General features: G+C 60.4%; 20 protein-coding genes and 1 tRNA gene. 6 read left to right on the forward strand and 15 right to left on the reverse strand.

From position 1 onward, the window contains the following. The 3 genes from AACS24_RS16400 to AACS24_RS16410 all read right to left on the reverse strand — a co-directional run bounded on the left by AACS24_RS16400 (window position 1) and on the right by AACS24_RS16410 (window position 4,290). A complete protein-coding gene (locus AACS24_RS16400; RefSeq protein ID WP_108571347.1) occupies window positions 1–1,242 on the reverse strand; it encodes a malic enzyme-like NAD(P)-binding protein in 1,242 nt (413 codons plus the stop codon). A gap of 240 nt (window positions 1,243–1,482) precedes the next feature. After that, entirely contained in the window at window positions 1,483–2,709 is a 1,227-nt protein-coding gene (locus AACS24_RS16405) for an aromatic amino acid transporter (protein ID WP_108571348.1), read from the reverse strand. 147 nt (window positions 2,710–2,856) lie between these two features. Next, on the reverse strand, window positions 2,857–4,290 hold the full coding sequence (locus AACS24_RS16410; RefSeq protein WP_108571349.1) for a DUF2867 domain-containing protein: 1,434 nt from the start codon (window positions 4,288–4,290) through the stop codon (window positions 2,857–2,859). Window positions 4,291–4,448: 158 nt separating this feature from the next. Between AACS24_RS16410 and AACS24_RS16415 the strand changes: the two genes are divergently transcribed. After that, window positions 4,449–5,540 carry a hypothetical protein gene (locus tag AACS24_RS16415; protein WP_181364212.1) on the forward strand — a complete coding sequence of 364 codons (1,092 nt, stop codon included), beginning with the start codon at window positions 4,449–4,451 and terminating at the stop codon, window positions 5,538–5,540. Between the two features lie 79 nt (window positions 5,541–5,619). Here AACS24_RS16415 and priA read toward each other — a convergent pair whose 3' ends face one another. Further along, window positions 5,620–7,827 (reverse strand): primosomal protein N', encoded by a 2,208-nt coding sequence (priA, locus tag AACS24_RS16420; RefSeq protein ID WP_108571350.1) that lies wholly within the window; start codon window positions 7,825–7,827, stop codon window positions 5,620–5,622. A gap of 148 nt (window positions 7,828–7,975) precedes the next feature. Between priA and rpmE the strand changes: the two genes are divergently transcribed. After that, on the forward strand, window positions 7,976–8,191 hold the full coding sequence (gene rpmE, locus AACS24_RS16425; RefSeq protein WP_005340673.1) for a 50S ribosomal protein L31: 216 nt from the start codon (window positions 7,976–7,978) through the stop codon (window positions 8,189–8,191). A 93-nt stretch (window positions 8,192–8,284) separates the two neighbouring features. On the opposite strand, the gene AACS24_RS16430 is transcribed toward rpmE, so the two are convergent. Next, entirely contained in the window at window positions 8,285–8,929 is a 645-nt protein-coding gene (locus AACS24_RS16430; protein ID WP_108571351.1) for a chromophore lyase CpcT/CpeT, read from the reverse strand. A 122-nt stretch (window positions 8,930–9,051) separates the two neighbouring features. Continuing rightward, window positions 9,052–10,905 (reverse strand): methyl-accepting chemotaxis protein, encoded by a 1,854-nt coding sequence (locus AACS24_RS16435; RefSeq protein WP_108571381.1) that lies wholly within the window; start codon window positions 10,903–10,905, stop codon window positions 9,052–9,054. Window positions 10,906–11,049: 144 nt separating this feature from the next. On the opposite strand from AACS24_RS16435, the gene rraA reads away from it, so the two are divergent. Further along, complete coding sequence (gene rraA, locus AACS24_RS16440) at window positions 11,050–11,535, forward strand: ribonuclease E activity regulator RraA (RefSeq protein ID WP_021138460.1); 486 nt, start codon at window positions 11,050–11,052, stop codon at window positions 11,533–11,535. Window positions 11,536–11,804: 269 nt separating this feature from the next. Here the strand turns inward: rraA and AACS24_RS16445 are convergent, their stop codons facing one another. From AACS24_RS16445 to AACS24_RS16455, 3 genes are all read right to left on the reverse strand, one after another. Further along, window positions 11,805–12,479, reverse strand: coding sequence for a 7-cyano-7-deazaguanine/7-aminomethyl-7-deazaguanine transporter (locus tag AACS24_RS16445; protein ID WP_108571352.1), 675 nt, complete (start codon window positions 12,477–12,479; stop codon window positions 11,805–11,807). A gap of 94 nt (window positions 12,480–12,573) precedes the next feature. Further along, the gene (locus AACS24_RS16450; protein WP_108571353.1) at window positions 12,574–12,861 is read right to left on the reverse strand and encodes a DUF3630 family protein; all 288 of its coding nucleotides are present in this window, start codon (window positions 12,859–12,861) and stop codon (window positions 12,574–12,576) included. A 10-nt stretch (window positions 12,862–12,871) separates the two neighbouring features. Further along, a complete protein-coding gene (locus AACS24_RS16455; RefSeq protein WP_108571382.1) occupies window positions 12,872–14,299 on the reverse strand; it encodes a protein adenylyltransferase SelO in 1,428 nt (475 codons plus the stop codon). A 106-nt stretch (window positions 14,300–14,405) separates the two neighbouring features. Here AACS24_RS16455 and AACS24_RS16460 point away from each other — a divergent pair, with 106 nt between their 5' ends. Continuing rightward, window positions 14,406–14,708: a c-type cytochrome gene (locus AACS24_RS16460; RefSeq protein WP_108571354.1), complete on the forward strand. Its 303-nt coding sequence runs from the start codon at window positions 14,406–14,408 to the stop codon at window positions 14,706–14,708. A 67-nt stretch (window positions 14,709–14,775) separates the two neighbouring features. On the opposite strand, the gene recQ is transcribed toward AACS24_RS16460, so the two are convergent. Further along, window positions 14,776–16,611, reverse strand: a complete 1,836-nt coding sequence (gene recQ, locus AACS24_RS16465; RefSeq protein ID WP_108571355.1) for an ATP-dependent DNA helicase RecQ — start codon at window positions 16,609–16,611, stop codon at window positions 14,776–14,778. Between the two features lie 133 nt (window positions 16,612–16,744). Here recQ and AACS24_RS16470 point away from each other — a divergent pair, with 133 nt between their 5' ends. Together AACS24_RS16470 and AACS24_RS16475 are read left to right on the forward strand one after the other, a co-directional pair. After that, window positions 16,745–17,209 (forward strand): thioesterase family protein, encoded by a 465-nt coding sequence (locus AACS24_RS16470; RefSeq protein WP_041209740.1) that lies wholly within the window; start codon window positions 16,745–16,747, stop codon window positions 17,207–17,209. 124 nt (window positions 17,210–17,333) lie between these two features. Beyond that, a complete protein-coding gene (locus AACS24_RS16475) occupies window positions 17,334–17,861 on the forward strand; it encodes an AbiTii domain-containing protein (RefSeq protein WP_033115627.1) in 528 nt (175 codons plus the stop codon). 283 nt (window positions 17,862–18,144) lie between these two features. Here the strand turns inward: AACS24_RS16475 and AACS24_RS16480 are convergent. The 5 genes from AACS24_RS16480 to potA all read right to left on the reverse strand — a co-directional run bounded on the left by AACS24_RS16480 (window position 18,145) and on the right by potA (window position 22,025). Then, window positions 18,145–18,221 (reverse strand) — tRNA-Pro (locus AACS24_RS16480). Between the two features lie 155 nt (window positions 18,222–18,376). After that, complete coding sequence (locus tag AACS24_RS16485; RefSeq protein ID WP_108571357.1) at window positions 18,377–19,081, reverse strand: MOSC domain-containing protein; 705 nt, start codon at window positions 19,079–19,081, stop codon at window positions 18,377–18,379. Window positions 19,082–19,126: 45 nt separating this feature from the next. Next, window positions 19,127–19,972 carry an ABC transporter permease subunit gene (locus AACS24_RS16490; RefSeq protein WP_375124223.1) on the reverse strand — a complete coding sequence of 282 codons (846 nt, stop codon included), beginning with the start codon at window positions 19,970–19,972 and terminating at the stop codon, window positions 19,127–19,129. Next, window positions 19,969–20,874 carry an ABC transporter permease subunit gene (locus AACS24_RS16495; protein WP_033115629.1) on the reverse strand — a complete coding sequence of 302 codons (906 nt, stop codon included), beginning with the start codon at window positions 20,872–20,874 and terminating at the stop codon, window positions 19,969–19,971. The genes AACS24_RS16490 and AACS24_RS16495 overlap by 4 nt, the downstream gene beginning before the upstream one ends. Beyond that, the gene (potA, locus tag AACS24_RS16500) at window positions 20,871–22,025 is read right to left on the reverse strand and encodes a polyamine ABC transporter ATP-binding protein (RefSeq protein ID WP_033115630.1); all 1,155 of its coding nucleotides are present in this window, start codon (window positions 22,023–22,025) and stop codon (window positions 20,871–20,873) included. Before potA ends, AACS24_RS16495 begins: the two co-directional genes overlap by 4 nt. Window positions 22,026–22,028 lie beyond the last annotated feature (3 nt).

Consider the following 22,028-nt stretch of genomic DNA (forward strand, 5'->3'; position numbering starts at 1 on the left):
TTACAGCATGTAGTCCGCAGGCAGCTCAATGCGGGCGACGCCGGAGGCCACCGCCGCCAGCGCTACGGCGCGGGCTACGCGCGGCAGCAGACGGGCATCCATCGGCTTGGGAATAACGTAATCCTTGCCGAAGGCGAGCTCGCTCACCCCGGCGGCGGTCAGCACCTCGGCCGGCACCGGCTCCTTGGCAAGTGCACGGATCGCCTCGACCGCGGCAATCTTCATGGCATCGTTGATGCGGCTGGCACGGGCATCGAGGGCACCGCGGAAGATGAAGGGGAAGCAGAGCACGTTGTTGATCTGGTTCGGGTAATCAGAGCGACCGGTACCCATGATGAGGTCGCTGCGCACCGAGTGGGCCAGCGCCGGCTTGATCTCCGGATCCGGGTTGGAGCAGGCGAAGATCACCGGGTTGGGCGCCATCAGGGCGACCGCTTCGGCGGGCAGCACATCGGGGCCGGAAACACCGACAAACACATCCGCCCCTTCGATGACATCCATCAGGGTGCGCAGCGGGGTCTCGTTGGCGAAGCGCTGCTTGTACTTGTTGAGATCGCTGCGGCCGGTGTGGATAACACCCTGACGATCCAGCATGAAGATGTTGTGCGCTCTGGCGCCACACTTGATCAGCAGGTCCATACAGGCAGTCGCGGCAGCCCCCGCCCCCATGCAGACGATGCGGCTGTCACTGATGAGCTTGCCCTGGATCTCCAGCGCATTGAGCAGACCGGCGGCGGTGACGATGGCGGTACCGTGCTGGTCATCATGGAACACCGGAATATCGCAGCGCTCGATCAGCGCCTGCTCGATCTCGAAGCACTCAGGTGCCTTGATATCTTCCAGATTGATGCCGCCGAAGGTATCGGCGATAGCCGCCACCGTGTCGATGAACTGTTGGCTGGTCTCGTGCTTCACCTCGATGTCGATAGCGTCGATGCCGGCGAAGCGCTTGAACAGCAGGGCCTTGCCTTCCATCACCGGCTTGGAAGCGAGCGGCCCCAGATTGCCCAGACCCAGAATGGCGGTGCCGTTGGAGATGACGGCCACCAGATTGCCCTTGCCGGTATAGCGGTAGGCATCGGCCGGGTTGGCAGCGATCTCGCGCACCGGCTCGGCGACCCCCGGGCTGTAGGCCAGCGCCAGATCGCGGGCGGTTTCGGCGGGTTTGGTCAGGGCGATGGCAATTTTACCCGGTACGGGCTGGGCATGGTAATCGAGTGCTTCTTGACGCAGATCGGACATGGGGGACCCCGATGTGGTTGGTGCAAATGAGGTGCCGGCAGGGGGCACGCAGAAGGGCGGGGATCATAAAAGAAAGCGGTGGGCATGCCCAGCAGATCATGCTGCCATTAGCCAGATCAGACCAGTTTGTTTAGCACCATCCCCCAGCCACAGATACCACTTTAGTTATAGATCCTGCACTACAGGTGCAAAAAATGGCGGCAAGTTGCCTTGCCGCCATCATGTGACCCTGCGTGACGATTACTGACCCGAGTAGACCGGCAGCAGGTTCGCCATCGCGAGGAAGTGGAACAGTGCGGTCGCCAATCCGAACAGGATCAGCAGCCAGGCCACCAGCTTGCCACCCGGGGTGACGAAATGGGGGGTTGCGCTGCCACTGGCAGCCCGGGCGCGGAACTTCAGCACCAGCAGCGCCGGAATAAGACAGGTCCACACTGTGGCCACTGCGCCGGCATAACCGATGGCCAGCAGGAAGCCGAACGGGAAAAGCAGCGAGAGCAGCAGCGGTGGCAGGAAGGTAACAGCCCAGCTCTTGCAGCGACCGGCACGACTGTTGTCGAACTTGAACAGATCCGCCAGATAGTCGAACACCCCGAGCCCCACCCCGATAAAGGAGGAAAGAATGGCCGCCATGGAGAAGCCGTTGATAGCGCTGGCCACCTGCTCCGACTCGATGACACCGGAGAGCGCCTTCAGCAGCACGTTCACATCGCCGCCCTGGGCAATCACGGGGGCGAACTCCTGGCGGGGCAGGTTGCCGAAGATCCCCAGCAGCCAGAGCACATAGAGCGCCAGCGCGATCAGGGTTCCCCCCAGAATCGCCCACTTTGCCTGCCGTTCGTTCTGGTAGTAGGCGCGCAGGGAGGCGACCGAGTGGTGATAGCCAAATGAGGTGAGCGCCACCGGCAGCATCGCCATGGCATAGGGGGCGTAGTGACTCTCGCCACCAGCCAGATCGAGCAGGGTCGGCAGCTTGATATGGCCGAGCAGACCGGTCACGCCGAGGGCGAAGCTGATGATCATGAAGGCGATCAGCACCACAGAGATGCGGTCAACGGCGCGGGTCGAGTGCCAGACCACCAGCGAAAAAACTGCCACGAACAGCACGGAAGCGAGCTTGCTGTCGATCCCCAGAATCCCCTGCAGGATGGCGCCGGAGGAGGTGATGTAGGCGTAGAGCAGAATGCCGCCGACAAAGTAGACCGAGAGATTGTTGAAGAAGTTGAGCCGCTCCCCCAGCAGTTCGCGGGTCACGGTATTGAAGGAGACGCGCATGTCGTGGTGCTGGAAGGCTTCCAGCAGCATCCAGCCGGAGAGGGTCATCATCACCATGGTGACGGTCAGTGCCAGCACAGACCAGAGGGTCCAGGCCCCCGCCCCCGAACTCGGCAGACCGAGCATGCCAGCCCCCACGCAGACGCTGGCGATAATGCAGGCGCCCCCCAAAATTGATGGTTTTTTCTTCATAATCCCTTCTTTTTCTGACTGGTTATCTATCCGCGGTAAACAAGACCGCGGCATGATGCCAGCCTTTGCCCGGGGAAGCACCTCAATATGGGCCAAAGGGAGGGCCTGACGTGTACAGCCAGCGCCATCCGAGCGAAGAAAGGAGGCTCAATCCATTACGGGGATCCCGGCTTTCGCCTCCGCCTCTCTGGCGATAGCCTCGGTCATCCCCTGAAAGATGAATAGGTGGAACGGCAGCATGGCGAGCCAGTAAGTCAGCCCCCAGGCGCCCTGCGGATGCCAGTGAGCGGTGACCCGGATGCGGGTCAACCCGGACTCCTCCGGCAGGATATTGAACTCCAGCCGACCCACGCCAGGGGCCTTCATGTTGAACAGCAGATCGAGCCTGCGCCCCTCATCGACTCCGAGGATCTCCCAGGAGTCGAGCATGTCACCCTTCACGAAGCGATCGGGATTGCTGCGACCCCGGGTGCGAGCCGGACCGCCGATCAGGTGATCCATCCATTCGCGCACCACCCACAGCTGGTTCATGTAGAAGTAGCGCTGCTCGCCCCCCAGCTGCTGCAACACCTGCCACACCACCTCGGGGGAGGCGAGACAGATGGCATCGCCGCTGGCGGTACGGTCATAGAAGCCATATTCGGGATGGCGCCAGCGCAGGCCGAGCGGCGTCTCCTGCCCCTGCTGTTCGGCACCCAGTTTCTGCTCCAGCGCCAGACTCTCGGCCAGCGCCTCGTCAAAACTGAGCAGGGTCTGCGGCAGCAGGGCACGCAGCGGGCCATCATCGGCCGGAATATCGTGCTTGAGACCGCCCACCAGCGCCTTGGCCACCGGCTGCGGCACCGAAGTGACAAACTGCAACCACCAGGCGGAGAGACGCGGACTCAAAAACGGGATGGGAATGATGGGACAGCGCTTGCCGATATGGGCGGCGAACTTCTGCAACTGCTGTTGATAGCTGAGCAGTTCTGGGCCGACCGCATTGAAGATGCGGCCATCCACCTCGTCGGCTTCCACCAGCCCGCCCAGATAGTGCAGCAGGTTGGACAGCGCAATCGGCGGCGTGCGCGAGCGCACCCACTTCGGCGTCACCATCAGCGGCAGGTTGAACACCAGATCCCGCATCACCTCGAACGCCGCCGAGCCGGGCCCGACAATGATGCCGGCACGCAGCTCCACCGTCGGTACGCCTGATTCGCGAAACAGCTCGCCACAGTGGCGGCGGGAGTTGAGATGGCGACTGTTGCACTGCTCTGGCTGGATTGCCCCGAGATAGATGATGCGGCGCACCCCGGCGGCGCGGGCGGCGGCAGCAAAGTTCTTCACCCCCTGCTGCTCCAGCCGGTGAAAATCGGCCCCCGCCCCCATGGCATGCACCAGATAGAAAACGGTATCGATGCCCGCCAGCGCAGGCAGCAGGGTGATGGGCTTGAGGCTGTCGGCGAGGCGAAACTGCACCCCTTCCGGCAAGCGGCAGGGACGGCGCGCCCCTGCAATCACCCTGTAGCCCAGCGTTTGCAGGTGAGGCACCAGATAGGAGCCTATATAGCCCGCCGCCCCCATCACCAGACAGTTTCTCATCCTCTCTCCCCTTCCCTTGTCGTCCCGGCCACCGGGCTGGCAACCTGAATGCTCATCATCCAGCCTCGCCGTCACTTTGCAACATGGAACTAACAATTCTGCCTGTTAGTCCGATTTGGTGTTAATCCCGGTTCATTGACTGGTCGATAACTGACCAGATGTATAGCGCCGAGGGCGAAGATATGCGCATCGATCACTACGACCTCCAGGGGGAGGTGCAATACCGGCAGCAACAGGCGCAGGCCCGCAAGGTGCGCAACCTCGGACCTGTGCCACCCGCCGTCAATCCACCGGAAGGCAACAGAACGGCAGCGGCTGGCGAACGCAGCAGCACCCTGACCCTCGCCAGCGCCCTGACGCTGCAAACCGCGAGGCAATCGGCCGCAAGCCAACAAGCGGCAACGCCCCCCACCCCGCCCGTAGCGGAAACCGGCAAAGAGCAGGATGGCATTCCCGACGATGGGCTGGATAACCGTCAGCGGCTGATCAAGCTGATGATCGAGGCGATGCTGGGCCACGAAATCGAGCTACCCAAGCCGATCAAAGCCGCCGAAGAGGGGGGCGAAGGGGTAATGCAAGGAGACGCCGCCGCTCAGGCCGCCGAGCCGGATCAACTGGTGGAAGTAACCGACAGCCTGCTGCAAAAAGAGCAGCTCAACGTGGTCGCCTCGGCCAGTATAGAGACTCAGGATGGCCAGAGCCTGCAACTCGATCTCGGCTTTGTCCTCGACTGGCGCCAGCTCGATATCAGCCAGCGCCGCACTACCCTCAATGCCCTCAAGGATCCGCTGGTGCTCAGTCTGGATGGCAAGATCGCCGGCCTGACCGACGCCCGGGTCAGGTTCGACATCGATCAGGATGGCAAAGAGGACAGCCTGCCGGGCCTGCGCGAAGGGAGCGGCTTTGTGGCGCTGGATCGTAACGGCAACGGCACCATAGATGACGGTGGCGAGCTGTTCGGGGCCCGCTCCAGCAACGGTTTTGGCGAGCTGACGACGTTGGATGAGGATGGTAACGGGGTGCTGGACGAGCGGGACAGCCAGTTCTCGGCGCTGCAGTTCTGGCAGCCGGAGCAGTCCCCCATCGCTCTGGTGGAGCTGGGAGTCGGCGCCATCCTGCTGCATCCCCTCGACACCCCCTTCAACCATCTGGGGGAGAGCGGCAATCAGGGGGTGCTGCGCCAGTCCGGCCTCTATGTGACCGAGCAGGGCAAGGGCGGCTGGGTGCAGCAGGTCGACCTGCGGGTCTGAACCCTGCACCCGCATGGCAAGCCAGGTCGCTGACGACGCACGCCAGCGACCGCTTCACCATCAGCGACCAGAACCTGACTCAGTTCAGCTCGGTGGGGTCTATGTCGAGGCTCCAGCGCACCCGCTTGGTCTCGGGCCAGCCCTCCAGCTCCTTCACCGCCCAATCCAGCAGCTGGGCCAGCGGTGCCCGATTCGGCCCCTGCACCAGCAACTGCATCCGGAACTTGCCCGCCTTGCGCTCCATAAAGCCGCTGATGGGCCCAAGCACCTGAACATGGGGATAGCAGGCGCTGCGCAGGGTATCGGCGAGGCGGGTGAGGAACAGCTGCACCTCGTCACGACCGTTGGCCTCGGCCCGAAACAGCCCCTGATAGCTGAAGGGCGGCAGCCCCAGCAGGCGACGCTCTTTCAGCGCCGTATCGGCGAAATGGCCATAGCCGTTCTGGGTCAGATCCTGCAGCAGAGCGTGTTCGGGATGGTGGCTCTGCAGCACCACCAACCCGGGCTTGCTGGCGCGACCGGCACGGCCCGCCACCTGGGTGTAGAGCTGGGCCAGCTTCTCTGCGGCGCGAAAATCAGCGCTGAACAGAGCGCCATCCACATCCAGCAGCCCCACTAACGTCACATCAGGAAAGTGGTGGCCCTTGGCCAGCATCTGGGTACCGATCAGGATCTTGTACTTGCCCGCCTTGATGTCGCCGAGGTGGGTCTCCAGCTCCCCCTTGCGGCGGGTGTTGTCCCGATCGATGCGCACCACCGGATATTGCGGGAAAACGGTGCCGAGCAACTGCTCCAGCTGTTCGGTGCCCACCCCCGAGCCGATCAGCTCGTTGCTGCCACACTCCGGGCAGTGGTGGGGCAGTGGACGCACGCTGTCGCAGTGGTGGCAGTGCAGCCGTCGCCCGGCCTGATGCCAGGTGTACCAGGCATCGCAGCGCTCACAGGCGGCGCTCCAGCCGCACTGGTGACAGATCAGGGCCGGGGCATAGCCACGGCGGTTGAGAAACAGCATCACCTGATTGCCGACCGCCAGATGCTCCGCCATCAACTGCTCCAGCTGGGGAGAGAGTCCGGCCTGCAGCCGCACGTTCTTGATGTCCAGGATCACCTGACGTGCGGTCTGGGCGTTACCGGCGCGGCGAGTCAAGGTGAGGTGGTGATACTTGCCGGTGCGGGCGTTGTGCAGCGTCTCCAGCGACGGGGTGGCCGAGCCAAGCAAAATGGGAATACCGGCACGATGGGCCCGCATCACCGCCAGATCCCGCGCGTGGTAGCGAAAACCGTCCTGCTGCTTGAAGGAGCCGTCGTGCTCCTCGTCGATGATGATGATGCCGAGGTTGTGAAACGGGGTGAACACCGCGGAGCGGGTACCGATCAGGATGGCGGCGCCGCCGTCACGGCAGGCGAGCCAGGCATCGAGCCGTTCCCGATCGTTCATGGCGGAGTTCATCGCCACCACCGGCACGTTGAAGCGGCGGCGGAAACGGTTGATGGTCTGCGGGGTGAGGCCGATCTCCGGCACCATCACCAGCGCCTGCTTGCCCGCCTTGAGCAACGGCTCGAGGATGCTCAGGTAAACCTCGGTCTTGCCGGAACCGGTGATGCCATCCAGCAGGAAGGCACCGAACTTGTCGCTCTGGCTGGTGACGGCAGAGACGGCCAGCGCCTGCTCGCCGTTGAGGCGCAGCCCCTCCCCCGGTTCAAAACGGGTAGCCCAATCGCCATCGTGGCTCGGCTCCAGCGAACGCTTCTCCAGCAGCCCCTTCTTCTCCAGCGCAGTGAGGGCTGCGCTCTGGATCTCCTCCTGCTTGAGGGCTGATGGCGTCTGCGGCCCCTTGCGCAGCAGGGCGAGCGCCTGCTGCTGCTTGGCCGCCCGCTTGAGTTCGTTGAGATCGATGGCCATACCGGCCTCGGTGGCGAACCAGAACTCCAGCTCGCGATAGGCGGCGGGTTCCCCCTTGCGCACCAGCACCGGCAGGGCGTGCGGCAGCACCTCCCCTAGAGGATGCTGGTAGTAACTGGCGCTCCAGTTCATCAGCGCGAGAATGTCAGGCCCCAGCACGGGGGCGCTATCCAGCACCCGCTTGATGGGTTTGAGCTTGTTGCGCGGCACCTGGCTGTCGGCTGGGTGATCCACCACCAGCCCGACCAATGTCTGCGGGCCGAAAGGGATCTCGACCCGACAACCGGGAGCAGGTAACGGCAGGGGGGAGAGGTAGTCGAAATGACGGCGTAGCGGCACCGGTACAGCCACACGAACCAGATCCAGCGTTTGGGAAGAATTCACCAGAGGTTGCCTATTTTTTCTGCGAAGCCACTTGCCTGATCTCAGGCATTTCCTATATTATTCGCAGCCTTTGAAACTGTGTTCAACAATCGTGTGGTGTCCGACAAGAGATCGGATGGCGACACGGCCTATTACTTTGAGGTTGTCCATGAAAGCTGGTATCCATCCTGACTACGTAGCCATCACCGCCAAGTGCTCTTGCGGTAACGTCATCAACACTTTCTCTACCATCGGTAAAGATCTGAACCTGGACGTGTGCTCCGAGTGCCACCCGTTCTACACCGGCAAGCAGAAAGAAGTTTCTAGCGGCGGCCGCGTAGACAAGTTCAACAAGCGTTTCGGTGCGATGACCACCAAGAAGTAATTTTACTTCTGAAGAATTCTGAAAAAGGCGCCCATCGGGCGCCTTTTTTGTTTCTATGGTCTTCCCATAATTCACGTTTTCCGCCCGTCACGCTCAGTGCCCGCGCTCGCGCACCCTGCGTAGATAGACATATCCCTCTCCCGGACTACCCCAGCGCGCCTTGCCCGCCAGATCATAAGCCCGATCCAGAAGTCTGACGCTATTGGGGCCAATCCAGACATGCTGCACCAGCGTGCTAGCACCACCGAAATCGGTAGCGCAGTGGCCAACCCGGGTATGACCGGCATATTCACCGGATGGCGTGCGGCTCAACCAGATCTCGCAGCCACGGCGTAGCGATAGTTGTTGGGGGGTGAGACTATCGAGCAATTCCGGATTGTGCCAGGCGCCGGCAAAGTCGGTGGCCCGCGGCATGGTCAGCTCGGCCATCAGAATGAGTCCGTCAGGACTGGGGGAGAAACGGTAGATGCGCTGGCGGAAGGGGCGAACGGCCCGCAGGGTCAGGTACTGCTCGGCATACACCCAGCGATAACCCTGATAGCCACGCCAGATCTCCACCAGACGCAGTTCAGCACTGGTGAAGCGGTCGTCGTATCGCGCCTGCTCCTGGCTCGAAAAATCACCGCTGAACCAGCTGAGCAGCGGCTCCATGCCGGAAACAGTGGCCCGGGATGATACGCCTGCCGATACCAGACAGGAGCAAAATAGCCCGAATACGGCCACCAGCAACTTTGTCATCGAATCCTTCCGAATCATCATAGTGGCGGCGATTATATGAGCGAAGCAGCTCAATAACAGCCATTACGATCAAATCATTGCCACTCTGGTGAAAAAACCTCGCAAGGATGCCCGCCCGATCACTAAACCCGATATTTCGCAACCGCCTGATTCAGCAGCTTGGCCTGCTCGTTCAGCCCCTGACTGGATCTGGCATTCTCCGCCGCCATGGCGCTCGACTCCTGCGCAATGTCGCGGATGTTGTTGACGTTGCGGTTCACCTCGTTGGCGACCAGGCTCTGCTCCTCGATCGCTGCCGCAATCTGGGTGCTCATATCCATGATGTGGGTAACATCCTGGGTGATCTGCTCCAGCAGCGCCCCCGCCACATTGGCCTGATCCGAACTGCGACTCCCCTGCTCGCGACAGGTCGCCATCACCTCGACAATGCTGCCGGTCTGCTTCTGCAGCGAGCTGATGATGCCGGCAATCTCCTGAGTCGATTTCTGGGTGCGGATGGCAAGGCTGCGCACCTCGTCCGCCACCACCGCAAAACCGCGTCCCTGATCCCCTGCCCGCGCCGCCTCGATCGCCGCGTTGAGGGCCAACAGGTTGGTCTGCTCGGCAATACCGCGGATCACGTCCAGCACCGAGCCGATGGTCTCGCTCTCCCTTTGCAGCTGACCAACCTCGCGGGATGAGTGCTCGAGATTGTCAGCCAGCAGACGGATCTGGTCGACGGTGTTCTCCACCGCACTGCGCCCCTCCATCGCCTTGTTGTTGGTCGCCTGGGCATTGTTGGCGGCCTGCTCAGTGTTGCGGGCGATCTCCTCTATGGTGGACCCCATCTCGGTGGAGGCGGTGGCCACCATGTCGGTCTCCTGCAGCTGACGAGCCGCCCCCTCGCTGGTACGTTTAACGTTGTCCGAGAGGTGATCTGCCGCCTCCGTCAGGGTATGCACGCTCTGCTTCACATCGCCGATCAGGTTACGGAAGCCGCCCAGCATCACATCGAGGTTACCCGCCAGTTGAGCCATTTCATCGGCTCCCTGCAGCTCGATCTTGAGGCGCAGGTCATTATCCTGGCGAATGCGATTGACGGTATCATTTACTCGGCTAATGGGACGATCGATGCTACGACCCAGCAGCACGCTCATGATACCTATCAGTACGATGATCACCCCGCCACACATCAACATCAGGGTATTGAGGCGAGCAGTCTGCTGATCCAGCTCACCGGCAATATGCTGGTCGACGGCAGAGAACACCTGCTCAGTCTGATGAACCAGACCCCGCATCTGGTTGCGCAGCCCTTCATCCTCATTCAGCCCCAGCACCTGCATCCCCTGCACCAACGCGACAAAGTCCTGCCGGTACTGTTCACTCGCCTGCTCCAGCTTGCCGCGGTCGGCCTCCGGCAAGGCGGCCAGACTCTGCTGAAAACTCTTGTGCAGAGTCTGGAAACGGTCGAGATACTGGACATCGGATCGCAGCATGAAGTCTTTCTCCGCCCGTCTCAGCTGCAGCATGGTGATGAGCAACCCCTGCTGATCCAGCTTTTTGAGGCCATCTTCCACTTCATGCACGGCAGTCCGCAGCTTGCCATAGAGCCCATCCTCAGGCCCCAGACCAATCTTCTGCTGCTGGGCAACCAGCTCCAGAAACGCCTTGCCGTAAGCCGCCATCTGCTGATCCAGCCTGGCCAGGTCGGCATGCACTGCAGCCAGGTTGTCGTCACGGCCCAGGGTCTCGTCCAACTGGTGGAACTGCGTCATGACCTCATTGAAATGGTTAACGAAGCTCAGATCCTTGCGCAGCAGGAAATCCTTCTCGGCCCGCCGCAGATTCAGCATGGCGATCTCCAGCCCGTCCACATTCCGCTGGGCTTGTGTCAGGCTGCGGGTGACCTGGCTCGAATAGATAAAGAGGCCGCTCAGTACCATCATGGCAATGGCAACCAGTACGGTATTCAGAATCAACTTATGACGGATCAGCACGATGCACCTCTCACCAGTACGGATGAACTGCATTGAGCTTATGCGGAAAACGTTATCCCTGTGGCTGTTCAAGGAATATTCATTGAAATGCCGGTCTCACTCCTTATACTGGATCAACCTGTTTCCAGCCGTGGATTTGACACTATGGAATACAACACTTCAGAACTGTGCGACATCTATCAGGACATGGTGGATGTGCTCGAACCCATGCTTTGCTCCTTCGGCGGCCGTGCCTCTTTCGGCGGCGTCATCACCACCGTCAAGTGCTTCGAATCGAACGGTCTCATCCGTGAGCTCGTCAAAGAGAACGGCGTTGGCCGGGTGCTGCTGATCGATGGCGGTGGCTCCATGCGCCGTGCCCTGATCGACAGCGAGATAGCCACCACTGCCGCTGAAAACGAGTGGGAAGGGATTGTCTGCTACGGCTGCGTCCGCGAAGTCGATATCCTCGAAGATCTCGACATCGGCATTCAGGCGCTGGCGGCCATTCCGGTCGGCGCCGACAGCAAGGATGTGGGGGAAACGGATCTGCCGGTCAATTTTGGCGGAGTCACCTTCCTGCCTGATGACCATCTCTACGCCGATACCACAGGGGTGATCCTCTCCCCCGAGGCACTCGACATCGAGTAAGCCAACAGCATGATGACGGGAGCAACTGCTCCCGTTTTTTATGCCCGCAATTTGCCGAAACCGGGACAAAAAAAGAGGGCCAGATAAACTGGCCCTTAACTGGAAGCAATGTGAGCAATGTCGTGCCTTCACAAGAAGTCCATCACGTTGGAACGGATGAGGCCTTTCCCGGAAAACAAGTTAACGATAATCATTCTCATTTATTTGAGCAAGCTTTATTTGCCAATCAGGCAAAAAAATTGGCCACCGCTGAAGGGTGGCCAATTGCATCAGGCTTGTCGGGCCGCGGATTGCAACCCGGGCAATCCTTCCTCTCCAACCAGCTTGCGACTGAGATAGCGCAGCAGCACGCCATAGAGCGGCACGAACAAACCAAGGCTAATCAGCAGCTTGAACACATAGTCCACGGTCGCGATCTCGACCCAGTGCTCTGCCATGAAGGGGTCTGTCGTGCGCCAGAAGGCCACGCTGAAGAAGGCGATGGTATCGACCATGTTGCCAAACAGGGTGGAAGCAGCTGGCGCAATCCACCAGTGCTTGAGCAGACGCAGGCGGTTGAATACCACCACATCCATGAATTGGCCCACCAGATAGGCCATAAAGCTGGCCAGCGCGATACGCGCCACAAAGAGGTTAAACTCGGCAAGATGGCCCACTCCCTGAAAGCTCCCTTCAAAGAAGAGTACGGAGAGCGCATAGGAGATGGCCAAAGCTGGCAGCATCACGGTCTGGATAATCTTGCGCGCCAGACCGGCACCGAAGATCCGCACCGTCAGGTCGGTCGCCAGAAAGATAAACGGGAAGCTGAACGCACCCCAGGTGGTGTGAAAACCGAAGACGGTGATGGGCAGCTGAACCAGATAGTTGCTGCTGGCAATAACGAGGATATGGAACAACGACAGGCGAACGAGCGCCGTTTGGTACTGCTCAGGGGTCAGATTCATCTTGTGACCTTTTTGGTTAATGGGGTTAGGGAACCCATATCGCCACCATTGGCGATAAGCGAAGCGCGGGATTATACGCCCCGCACGCGATAGTTCAATCTTTATGCTGTCTGGCAAGCCAGAACAGCGCCTCCCGATCTTCAGGACGCACCGCCTCCAACCAGCAGCCGCTGTAGTGCTCAAACTCCAGTCTGAACTGGCTCCCCTCGAACTCCAGCAACCAGCTATGGCGATCGGCACCGACATCCCGCCCCAGTGGATGCAGCTCCCACGCCTGCAGCAGCGCCCCGGCCAAGGCAGGAAAAGTGTCCCAGTCGAGAGCGGGGCACGCCAGCATTACAACTCCGGCATCGCTATCTATCTGCTTGATCTGCCATCTCATTCCAAATCTCTCAGCTGCTGCAGGAGAGCTCGCCACCGCAATACCATGCCGGGTGCGGGGTAGCGAGATCCTCATATTCGGGTTGCTCATCATAGGGGCGCTGCAAAACGGCAAACAAGCGCTCGAACGGCTGCATATCGCCCACCTCGGCAGCCTCGATCACCTGCTGGGCCAGCACATTGCGCAGCACATACTTGGGATTGATAGCATCCATCCGCGCCTTGCGCGCACCATCTTTACTCCCTTCCCGAACCAGCCGCTCCCGGTAACGCGTCAACCACCCCTGCCACGCAGCAGGTTCGGGTAATAACACCAGCAAGGATACCGGCCATGCCCCCTCTCCCGTCGCCTCACCGAGACGGCGCAGGAACAGGTGGTAATCTACTTTGTTAGCCGCCAGCAACCGGAACAGCTCGCGGAACAGCGCCGGGTCATCCTCCTCCCACACCGCCAGCCCGAGCTTGGCCCGCATCAGTTCGGAGTAGTGCAGCATCAGCTGCTGCTCGTACTGGGCCAACGCCGCTGCCAGCGCATCACCGTCGACATGCCCCGCCAGCGCCTGCGCCAGCTTTTGCAGATTCCAGTAACCGACCGCCGGCTGCTGATCCAGCGCATAGCGACCACCCGGATCCGAGTGGTTGCAGACAAAGTCCGGCACGTAGGCATCGATGAAACCATAGGGGCCGTAATCCAGCGTCAGGCCGAGCAGCGACATGTTGTCGGTGTTCATCACCCCGTGACAGAAGCCCGCCGCCTGCCATTTGGCAATCAGTCGCGCGGTGCGACGTACTACCTCGGCAAACAGTTCGGCGCCATTCTCCAGCTCGGGGAAGTGGTGGCGCAGCAGATAATCGATAAGCAGCGGGATCTTCTCCCCCTGCCCGCTCCAGGCGAAATACTCGATATGACCGAAGCGCAGATGGCTGGGGGCGGTGCGCAGCACAGTCGCGCCGGTCTCCACCTGTTCGCGGTAAACGGGCTCCTGGCTGCCCACCAGCACCAGCGCCCGGGTGGTAGGAATGCCGAGGGCATGGAGCGCTTCGGAGGCGAGATATTCGCGAATGCTCGAGCGTAATACGGCGCGGCCGTCACCAAAACGGGAGAAGGGGGTTTTACCCGCCCCCTTCAGGTGCAGATCCCAGCGCTGGCCATCCGGCGCCAACTGCTCACCCAGCAGCAGCGCCCTGCCATCACCGAGCTGGGGGCTGTAGCCACCGAACTGATGGCCGGCATAGACCTGCGCCACGGGCTGCATACCGGGCAACAATTTTCCCTCGCCACAGCAGGCGATCCAGTCAGGCTCGCTGACCCCTCCCAACCCCAGCTCTGCCAGCAAAGCGCGGTTGAGGTGGAGTAGCCGGGGTTGTTGCAGCGGCTGGGGCGCCACAGGTTCACAGGCCCAGGGCAGTTCGCTTGCAAAAGTGTTGATCAGCTTCATGGTTGTGCCATTCATCCCTGAGTATGCTCGTGTCACTCTTTATACTGCCGTCAGCAGGCTGTCCGCCAACCGGCAATCCTCATTTGTTCAATTCAAGGAGAAGAAGATGCAAAAGTGGCTATATGCCCTGCCCCTGCTGGCTCTGGCCTGGGTTCATCAGGTCAAGGCGGCCGATATCGAAGCGGGCAAGACCAAAGCGGCCGTCTGTGCCGCCTGTCATGGGGTGGAGGGCAAGGCGTTAATACCCAACTACCCACATCTGGCTGGGCAGAATGCCGCCTATCTGGTGAAACAGCTGAAAGCGTTCAAGGATGGCAGCCGCAAAGAGCCCCTGATGGTTCCCTTTATGGCGCCGCTGACCGATGCGGATATCGACAATCTGGCGGCCTTCTACGCCAGCCTGAAATAACCTCGCGCCTGATTCGCACTCATCCAGAGCCGCGTCTGCTGTGGTCGATTAGGCTACCTAATCGACCCTAACGACGGCAGTAGCCGATGATAAGGTCCATAAAGGCTTCGCCGAAGCGTTCCAGCTTGCGGTGGCCGACGCCGTTGATAGCCAGCATCTCGTCTTCGGTCATCGGCATCAGCTGAGCCATCTCTACCAGGGTCGCATCGTTGAATACCACGTAGGGCGGCACCTCTTCGTCCTCGGCAATCTGCTTGCGCAGGCCGCGCAGCTCCTTGAACAGCCGCTTGTCGTAGTTGGCATTGTCGAGCAGACCGTTGCGCTTCTCCTTGCGGCTGGAGATAGGCTGCAAGCGGGGCACCGCCAGTTCAAGTTTGGTCTCGCCGCGCAGCACGGGGCGGGCCGCTTCGGTCAGCTGCAGCACCAGATTGCGGGTGATGTTCTGGGTCAGCAGCCCCTTGTGGATCAACTGGCGGATCACGCTCATCCAGTATTCGTGGCTCTGATCCTTGCCGATGCCATAGGTAGAGAGCTTGTCGTGGCCATGATCCTTGATGCGCTGGTTAAGCGAGCCACGCAGCACCTCCACCACATAGCCTACCCCGAAGCTCTGCCCCACCCGCCAGACGCAGGAGAGCGCCTTCTGAGCATCTTCAGTGCCATCGTAGCTCTTGGGCGGATCGAGACAGATATCGCAGTTGCCGCACGGCTTGTCGTTGTACTCGCCGAAGTAGTTGAGCAGCACCTGACGGCGGCAGGTCTGCGCCTCGGCAAAGGCCGCCATCACGTTGAGCTTGTACTGCTCCACTTGCAACTGCTGGGGATTCTCGATGTTGTCGAGCAGGCGGCGCACCCGGCCGATATCGGCGGGATCGTAGAGCAGCAACGCCTCGGCTGGGGTGCCATCACGGCCAGCGCGACCGGTCTCCTGATAGTAGGATTCGATGTTCTTCGGAATGTCGTAGTGCACCACGAAGCGCACGTTGGGCTTGTCGATGCCCATGCCGAACGCCACCGTCGCCACCACGATCTCGACGTCATCCTTGAGGAAGGCATCCTGGGTCTGCTGGCGCTGCTCGAGCGGCAGCCCGGCATGATAGGGCGCCGCCTTGCAGCCGTGGCGGGATAGCCGCTCGGCTACCTCCTCCACCCGATTGCGGCTGGAGCAGTAGACGATGCCGCAGTTGCCCTTCTGGCTCTGCACGTAACGCAACAGCTGCTCGGCCGCCTTGAACTTCTCCACCAGGCTGTAGCGGATATTGGGGCGATCGAAGCTGGCAGTGTGGATAAAGGGATCGCTCAGTTCCAACCGGTGCAGCATATCGCTGCGGGTCGCCTCGTCGGCGGTGGCGGTCAACGCCACCACCGGCACCTGCGGGAACCACTGTTTTAGTCGCCCCAGCGCCGCATACTCAGGCCGGAAATCGTGGCCCCACTGGGAGACACAGTGTGCCTCGTCGATGGCGAACAGCCCGAGTGGCAGCTCCGCCAGCCGGTCCATAAACTCATGCTGCAACAGTCGCTCGGGGGAAACATAGACCAGCTTGATCTCGCCGCGACGCATGGCGGCAAAGTTCTGAATCATCTCCTCCCGGCTCAGGGCCGAGTTGATGTAGACCGCCGCCACGCCGTTGGCGCGCAGGCTGTCGACCTGATCCTTCATCAGCGAAATGAGGGGAGAGACCACCACCCCGAGTCCGGGCCGCAGCAGCGCCGGGATCTGATAGCAGAGCGACTTGCCGCCGCCGGTGGGTTTGAGCACCAGCGCATCGCGCCCCGCCACGATCTGCTCGATAATCTCGAGCTGACCCGGCCGGAACTGCTGATAGCCGAAGACCGCCTGCAGCAGGGCAAGCGGACTCTCTGGCTGAGGATCTGGCAGGGTTTCGGCAATCGCGGTCATGGGCCCTCCTTTGGGGTCGCCATTCTAAAGCAGCCGCCGCCCACAATAAACCTGCCATTGCGACTGTTAAAGAACTGTTGCAGACTGGCTGGAGCTTTTACTCGGCTTTGCAAACAGGGATCGGATTCAAGGAATGAAACAGATGCTCAAGAAGATGGCGCTCAGTGGCATTGCCAACCTGTTCGCCGAAAAGATGCCCTTCAACAAGCTGATCGGCATGCAGGTGACCCACTACGACTTCGACCGAGTGGAACTGCGTATCAAGATGGAGGAGAAGCTGATCGGCAACCCTTTCCACAACATCCTGCACGGTGGCGTCACCGCCAGTCTGCTGGACGTGGCGGGCGGCATGATAGTCGCGGCCTCCTGCATCGACGATCTGGAGGATTTCTCCCCCAGTTATCTCAAGGAGCGCTTCTCCCGCCTCGGCACCATAGATCTGCGGGTGGACTACCTGCGACCGGGGCGCGGCAACGAGTTTATTGCCACCGCCCACATCATCCGGGCTGGCAGCAAGGTCGCGGTGGCCCGGATGGAGCTGCACAACGAAGAGGGGACCCACATCGCCTTTGGGACCGGCACCTATCTGGTGGGCTAAACGCCATTAATGCATAAAAAGCACTCTGCTAATCCACTTTTAATCATTAGATTCCCTACCTCCTCTGGTTAAAGCAGGTCCATACTCATAGTCGGGATTGTGTGCAGAGGGAGGATTGCAGGTGATGAGTGCGAAACTGGCCATCAAACCATCCAGAGCCTTGTTGACACAGCTCGAGTCCATGCTCGACGAGGTGCAGACACCCGAGTGTCGCCACTGGTTGGAACAGGAGCTTGAGGGGTATTCTCTCTCCTCACCCCTGCCTTGGTATCGCATCGTCCCCTGCCGGCAACGCGGTCACTTTCTGGACCTGAAGACGGGAAAATATTTGACCTGTCACATCAACAGTCAAACGCTAAGCCAACGAGATCTGGCCCAAATTCAGTTCATTTATGCCCGTGAACCCGCCGCCCACTATTTGCTGCAACGCAATTCCGGTATTGAGCCCTGGCCAGAACAGCTGCTGGAAGATTATCAGGAGCAGTTGATCCCCGGCCACCTATGCCTGCAAGCCTGGCATGAGCCCGTGATTTCATTACGTGAACAACTGATGGAGGGAATCGAACATTTTATTTGTGAGTACCCCAAACACGCGGCCTTGCTGCCCCAACACAGTTTAAAGGCTTTGCGGCATCAGCACTGGCATATCTGAACAAGCGCCTGGCGCGCAAGGAGGGCACCATAGACAAGAACCATAACGAGATTGCCACAATCTAGAGTGCCGGAGTCAGAATAGACTCCACCAACGGGCCACCAAGCGGTGGCCCTTTTAATATCTGTGGTTTTGCTTCGGCCCCGCATACAGCAAGTGAAATCACTTGGCCAATTGGCAGGTCGGCAGGTCGGCAGGTCGGCAGGTCGGCAGGCAAAGTGAAGCGAGAAAACAGGAAAGCGAAATGCAAAAAGGCCGCTCTATTGAGCGGCCTTTTCAAATTTGGTCGGTGTGAGAGGATTCGAACCTCCGACCCCTTCGTCCCGAACGAAGTGCGCTACCAAGCTGCGCTACACACCGATGTCTGCGGGACGGGAATTTACCGAAAGGCCCGACCCGACACAAGCCTTTTTTGCATTAAAAGGGAAAAAAAGTGCCGTTCGCTCAACTATTCAGCACTCCTTGTCCCCGTTTACCGAAATGCAGCCGGATGGTGACATTCCGCTAACTCTGCCTCAAGGCAGGCGCTGCGACTCGGGCCCCAGCAGACGACGTTGCCAGTCCGCGACTGTGCCGTGCTCCAGCCAATCCGCCGCATGCTGGCGCCAATTGGGGGAAAGAGCAGGGTTTTCCAGCAGCATCAGCAGATCCGATTCATTGCGCACCTGATTGAACAGGATATCGGCGGTGCGCTTCACCGTCAGCTCTGGGTAAGGCCTGTCCACCAGCTCCATGGTCGGCTCCGGCGACACCATCCCCTCCTCCAGCACCCCCAGCAACCAGCCACAGCGGCCACTCAGCTGCATCACCTGCGACATCTGGCCATAGCCGAAACGCTGATTGAGCTTGAAGCAGGGCGATCTCGGCTGACTTATCTGGATAAGCGCCTCGCCGAGTCGATAGACATCGCCAATACAGGCCTGCGCCTCGGTCAGCCCGATACCGGAGAGATTCTCGCCAAAAGCGGCGGGTTGCCAGGGAGTGCGGGGAACAGGAAGACCCAGCGCGGTTTGCCAAGTCTGCCACCAGAGATAGTGATCGGCCGGATAGTAGTGGAGCGCCCGATCCGGGCCACCGTGGTGGCGCTGGTCACACTGTTCATCCCCCTCCAGACCGGCAAAGGTACAGCGAACTGGCGCAGAGATCGGTTGTTTGTTAATGGCGCTGGTGAGGCCGGGCACCAGCTCGGTGCCACGACCGCTAAAAAGGGAGATCCGCATTCTCATCCTCCGGGTTGACGAGAGAGTGCGGATCTTAACACGAGGTCAGGCGACAGCCTGCATCTGGGTGGTCATGGCGATCTCGGCACGGCGGCGCTTCTCCGCCCTGGCCATCAGATACCAGCTACCGAAGGTAAACAGCGACACCGACAGCAGGATCAGGCTGGCCACCGCGTTGATCTCGGGTTTCACCCCGAGTCGCACCGCCGAGAAGACCTCCATCGGCAAGGTGGTGGAGCCCGGGCCAGAGACGAAGCTCGCCAGCACCAGATCATCGAGCGACAGAGCGAACGACATCATGCCGCCTGCCGCCAGCGAGGGGGCAATCATCGGAATGGTGATCAGGAAGAACACCTTCCACGGCTTGGCGCCAAGATCCATCGCCGCCTCCTCGATGGAGAGATCCAGCTCCCGCAACCGCGCCGACACCACGATCGCCACGTAGGCGGTACAGAAGGTGGTGTGGGCGATCCAGATGGTCAGCATGCCCCGCTCGGCGGGCCAGCCCACCAGCTGAGCCATCGCCACAAACAACAGCAGCAGCGACAGACCAGTGATCACCTCCGGCATCACCAGCGGTGCCGTCACCATGCCACCGAACAGAGTACGGCCACGGAAGTGGGGAATACGGGTCAGCACAAAGGCCGCCACCGTCCCCAGCGCCACCGCCGCGATCGCGGTGTAGAAGGCGATCTCCAGCGAACGGAACACCGACCCAATCAGCTGTTTGTTGTCGAGCAGACCGAAGTACCACTTAAGCGACCAGCCACCCCACACCGTCACCAGCTTGGAGGCGTTGAAGGAGTAGATCACCATGATGACCATGGGCAGGTAGATAAACAACAGCCCCAGCCAGAGCATCAGTTTGGCAAAACCGAAACGTCTCATCATGCCTTGCCCTCCAGCTCTTTGGCCTGGTTACGGTTGAAGAGGATGATCGGGATGATCAGCACCGCCAGCATCACCACCGCCAGCGCAGACGCTACCGGCCAGTCGCGGTTGTTGAAGAACTCCTGCCACAGCACCTTACCGATCATCAGGGTCTCCGGGCCACCCAGCATTTCCGGGATAACGAACTCCCCTACCACCGGAATAAACACCAGCATGCAGCCAGCGATAATGCCGTTCTTCGAAAGGGGCACGGTGATCTGCCAGAAGCGGGTCAGGTTGCGGGCACCAAGGTCGGAGGCGGCCTCCAGCAGGCTCTGGTCATGCTTGACCAGATTGGCGTAGAGCGGCAGCACCATGAACGGCAGGTAGGAGTAAACGATGCCGATATAGACCGCCAGGTTGGTGTTGAGGATCTGCAGCGGCTCGTTGATGAGACCAATGCTCAGCAAGAAGCTGTTGAGCAGACCGTTGTTGCTGAGGATCCCCATCCACGCATAGACCCGGATCAGAATAGCGGTCCAGGTCGGCATCATGATCAGCAGCAGCAGTACGGTCTGGGTCTCCTTGTTGGCCCGCGCGATGGAGTAAGCCATCGGATAGCCAATCAGCAGGCAGAGCAGGGTGCTGATGAACGCCATCTTGAGAGAGCCAAGATAAGCTGCAATATAGAGTTCATCCTCCTGCAGCAGCAGGTAGTTGCCCATGTTGAGCAGGATGGTGAGCTGATTGTCGGCCCAGCTCACCACGTCGGTGTAGGGCGGGATCGCCACATCCGCTTCGGCAAAGCTGATCTTCAACACGATGATGAAGGGCAGCAGGAAGAAGAGGAACAGCCAAAAGAAGGGGATGCCGATCACCAGCCGACGCCCCCCGACCCGCTTCAGTCGTCGCAAGAACTTCATGATTGCAGCACCACGCCGCTGTCATCTTCCCAGTAGAGGAACACCTGGTCATCCCAGGTTGGCCGCTTGCCGTGGCGTTCGGCATTGGCGATGAAAGCCTGAACGATTTTGCCCGAGGGCAGCTGGATGTGATAAACCGAGTGACCGCCCAGATAGGCGATGTCATAAACCTCACCCTTGGTCCAGTTGAAGTCCGGATGCTCGATCTCCTCCGGCTTTTGCAAACTCATCAGCAGTTTTTCAGGCCGCAGGGCGTAGGTCACCTTCTTGTTCTCGGCGCGGGAGCTGATGCCGTGGCCCACATAGATGGGCTGCTCCAGATCGGCGCAAGCGATGATGGCGTGGTCCTGCTCATCCTCCACCAGCAGGCCGTCGAACAGGTTGACGTTGCCGATGAACTCGCACACCAGCCGGCTGGCCGGGGTCTCGTAGATATCCATCGGGCTGCCGATCTGCTCGATGCAGCCGAGGTGCATGATGGCGATCCGCTCTGCCATGGTCATCGCCTCTTCCTGATCGTGGGTCACCATGACACAGGTCACCCCAACCCGCTCGATGATCTCCACCAGCTCCAACTGCATCTTGGAGCGCAACTTCTTGTCGAGCGCCCCCATAGGTTCATCGAGCAGCAGCAATTTGGGACGCTTGGCCAGCGAACGGGCCAGTGCCACCCGCTGGCGCTGGCCACCGGAGAGCTGATGCGGTTTACGACGGGCATACTGGGTCATCTGTACCAGCTTGAGCATCTCCTCCACCCGGGCATCGATCTCCGCCTTGGGCAGGCCATCCTGCTTGAGGCCGAAGGCGATGTTTTGCGCCACCGTCATATGGGGGAACAGAGCGTAGGACTGGAACATCATGTTGATGGGACGCTCGTAGGGCGGCATGTCGGTGATATCGACACCATCGAGATAGAGCCGTCCCTCGGTCGGACGTTCGAAACCGGCCAGCATCCGCAACAGGGTCGACTTGCCGGAGCCGGAGCCACCGAGCAGGGCGAAGATCTCCCCTTTGTTGATGTTGAGCGATACGTTATCGACAGCCAGCGTTTCATCGAACTGCTTGCTTACCCGATCAATCTTGACCAGCACTTCTTTACGCTGCTGGCTGCCCTCGAGGGCTTTCTTGTAGGCACTGGAGGCTATCGCCATTAC

The organism is Aeromonas sp. HMWF016 (genome assembly GCF_963878195.1).
GTDB classification, from domain to species: Bacteria; Pseudomonadota; Gammaproteobacteria; order Enterobacterales; family Aeromonadaceae; genus Aeromonas; species Aeromonas lacus.

Coding starts and splice junctions, on each gene's coding strand:
- AACS24_RS16400 (WP_108571347.1), bottom strand. CDS start 1,242: ATGTCCGATCTGCGTCAAGAAGCACTCGATTACCATGCCCAGCCCGTA.
- AACS24_RS16405 (WP_108571348.1), bottom strand. CDS start 2,709: ATGAAGAAAAAACCATCAATTTTGGGGGGCGCCTGCATTATCGCCAGC.
- AACS24_RS16410 (WP_108571349.1), bottom strand. CDS start 4,290: ATGAGAAACTGTCTGGTGATGGGGGCGGCGGGCTATATAGGCTCCTAT.
- AACS24_RS16415 (WP_181364212.1), top strand. CDS start 4,449: ATGTATAGCGCCGAGGGCGAAGATATGCGCATCGATCACTACGACCTC.
- rpmE (WP_005340673.1), top strand. CDS start 7,976: ATGAAAGCTGGTATCCATCCTGACTACGTAGCCATCACCGCCAAGTGC.
- AACS24_RS16430 (WP_108571351.1), bottom strand. CDS start 8,929: ATGACAAAGTTGCTGGTGGCCGTATTCGGGCTATTTTGCTCCTGTCTG.
- rraA (WP_021138460.1), top strand. CDS start 11,050: ATGGAATACAACACTTCAGAACTGTGCGACATCTATCAGGACATGGTG.
- AACS24_RS16445 (WP_108571352.1), bottom strand. CDS start 12,479: ATGAATCTGACCCCTGAGCAGTACCAAACGGCGCTCGTTCGCCTGTCG.
- AACS24_RS16450 (WP_108571353.1), bottom strand. CDS start 12,861: ATGAGATGGCAGATCAAGCAGATAGATAGCGATGCCGGAGTTGTAATG.
- AACS24_RS16455 (WP_108571382.1), bottom strand. CDS start 14,299: ATGAAGCTGATCAACACTTTTGCAAGCGAACTGCCCTGGGCCTGTGAA.
- AACS24_RS16460 (WP_108571354.1), top strand. CDS start 14,406: ATGCAAAAGTGGCTATATGCCCTGCCCCTGCTGGCTCTGGCCTGGGTT.
- recQ (WP_108571355.1), bottom strand. CDS start 16,611: ATGACCGCGATTGCCGAAACCCTGCCAGATCCTCAGCCAGAGAGTCCG.
- AACS24_RS16470 (WP_041209740.1), top strand. CDS start 16,745: ATGAAACAGATGCTCAAGAAGATGGCGCTCAGTGGCATTGCCAACCTG.
- AACS24_RS16475 (WP_033115627.1), top strand. CDS start 17,334: ATGAGTGCGAAACTGGCCATCAAACCATCCAGAGCCTTGTTGACACAG.
- AACS24_RS16485 (WP_108571357.1), bottom strand. CDS start 19,081: ATGCGGATCTCCCTTTTTAGCGGTCGTGGCACCGAGCTGGTGCCCGGC.
- AACS24_RS16490 (WP_375124223.1), bottom strand. CDS start 19,972: ATGATGAGACGTTTCGGTTTTGCCAAACTGATGCTCTGGCTGGGGCTG.
- AACS24_RS16495 (WP_033115629.1), bottom strand. CDS start 20,874: ATGAAGTTCTTGCGACGACTGAAGCGGGTCGGGGGGCGTCGGCTGGTG.
- potA (WP_033115630.1), bottom strand. CDS start 22,025: ATGGCGATAGCCTCCAGTGCCTACAAGAAAGCCCTCGAGGGCAGCCAG.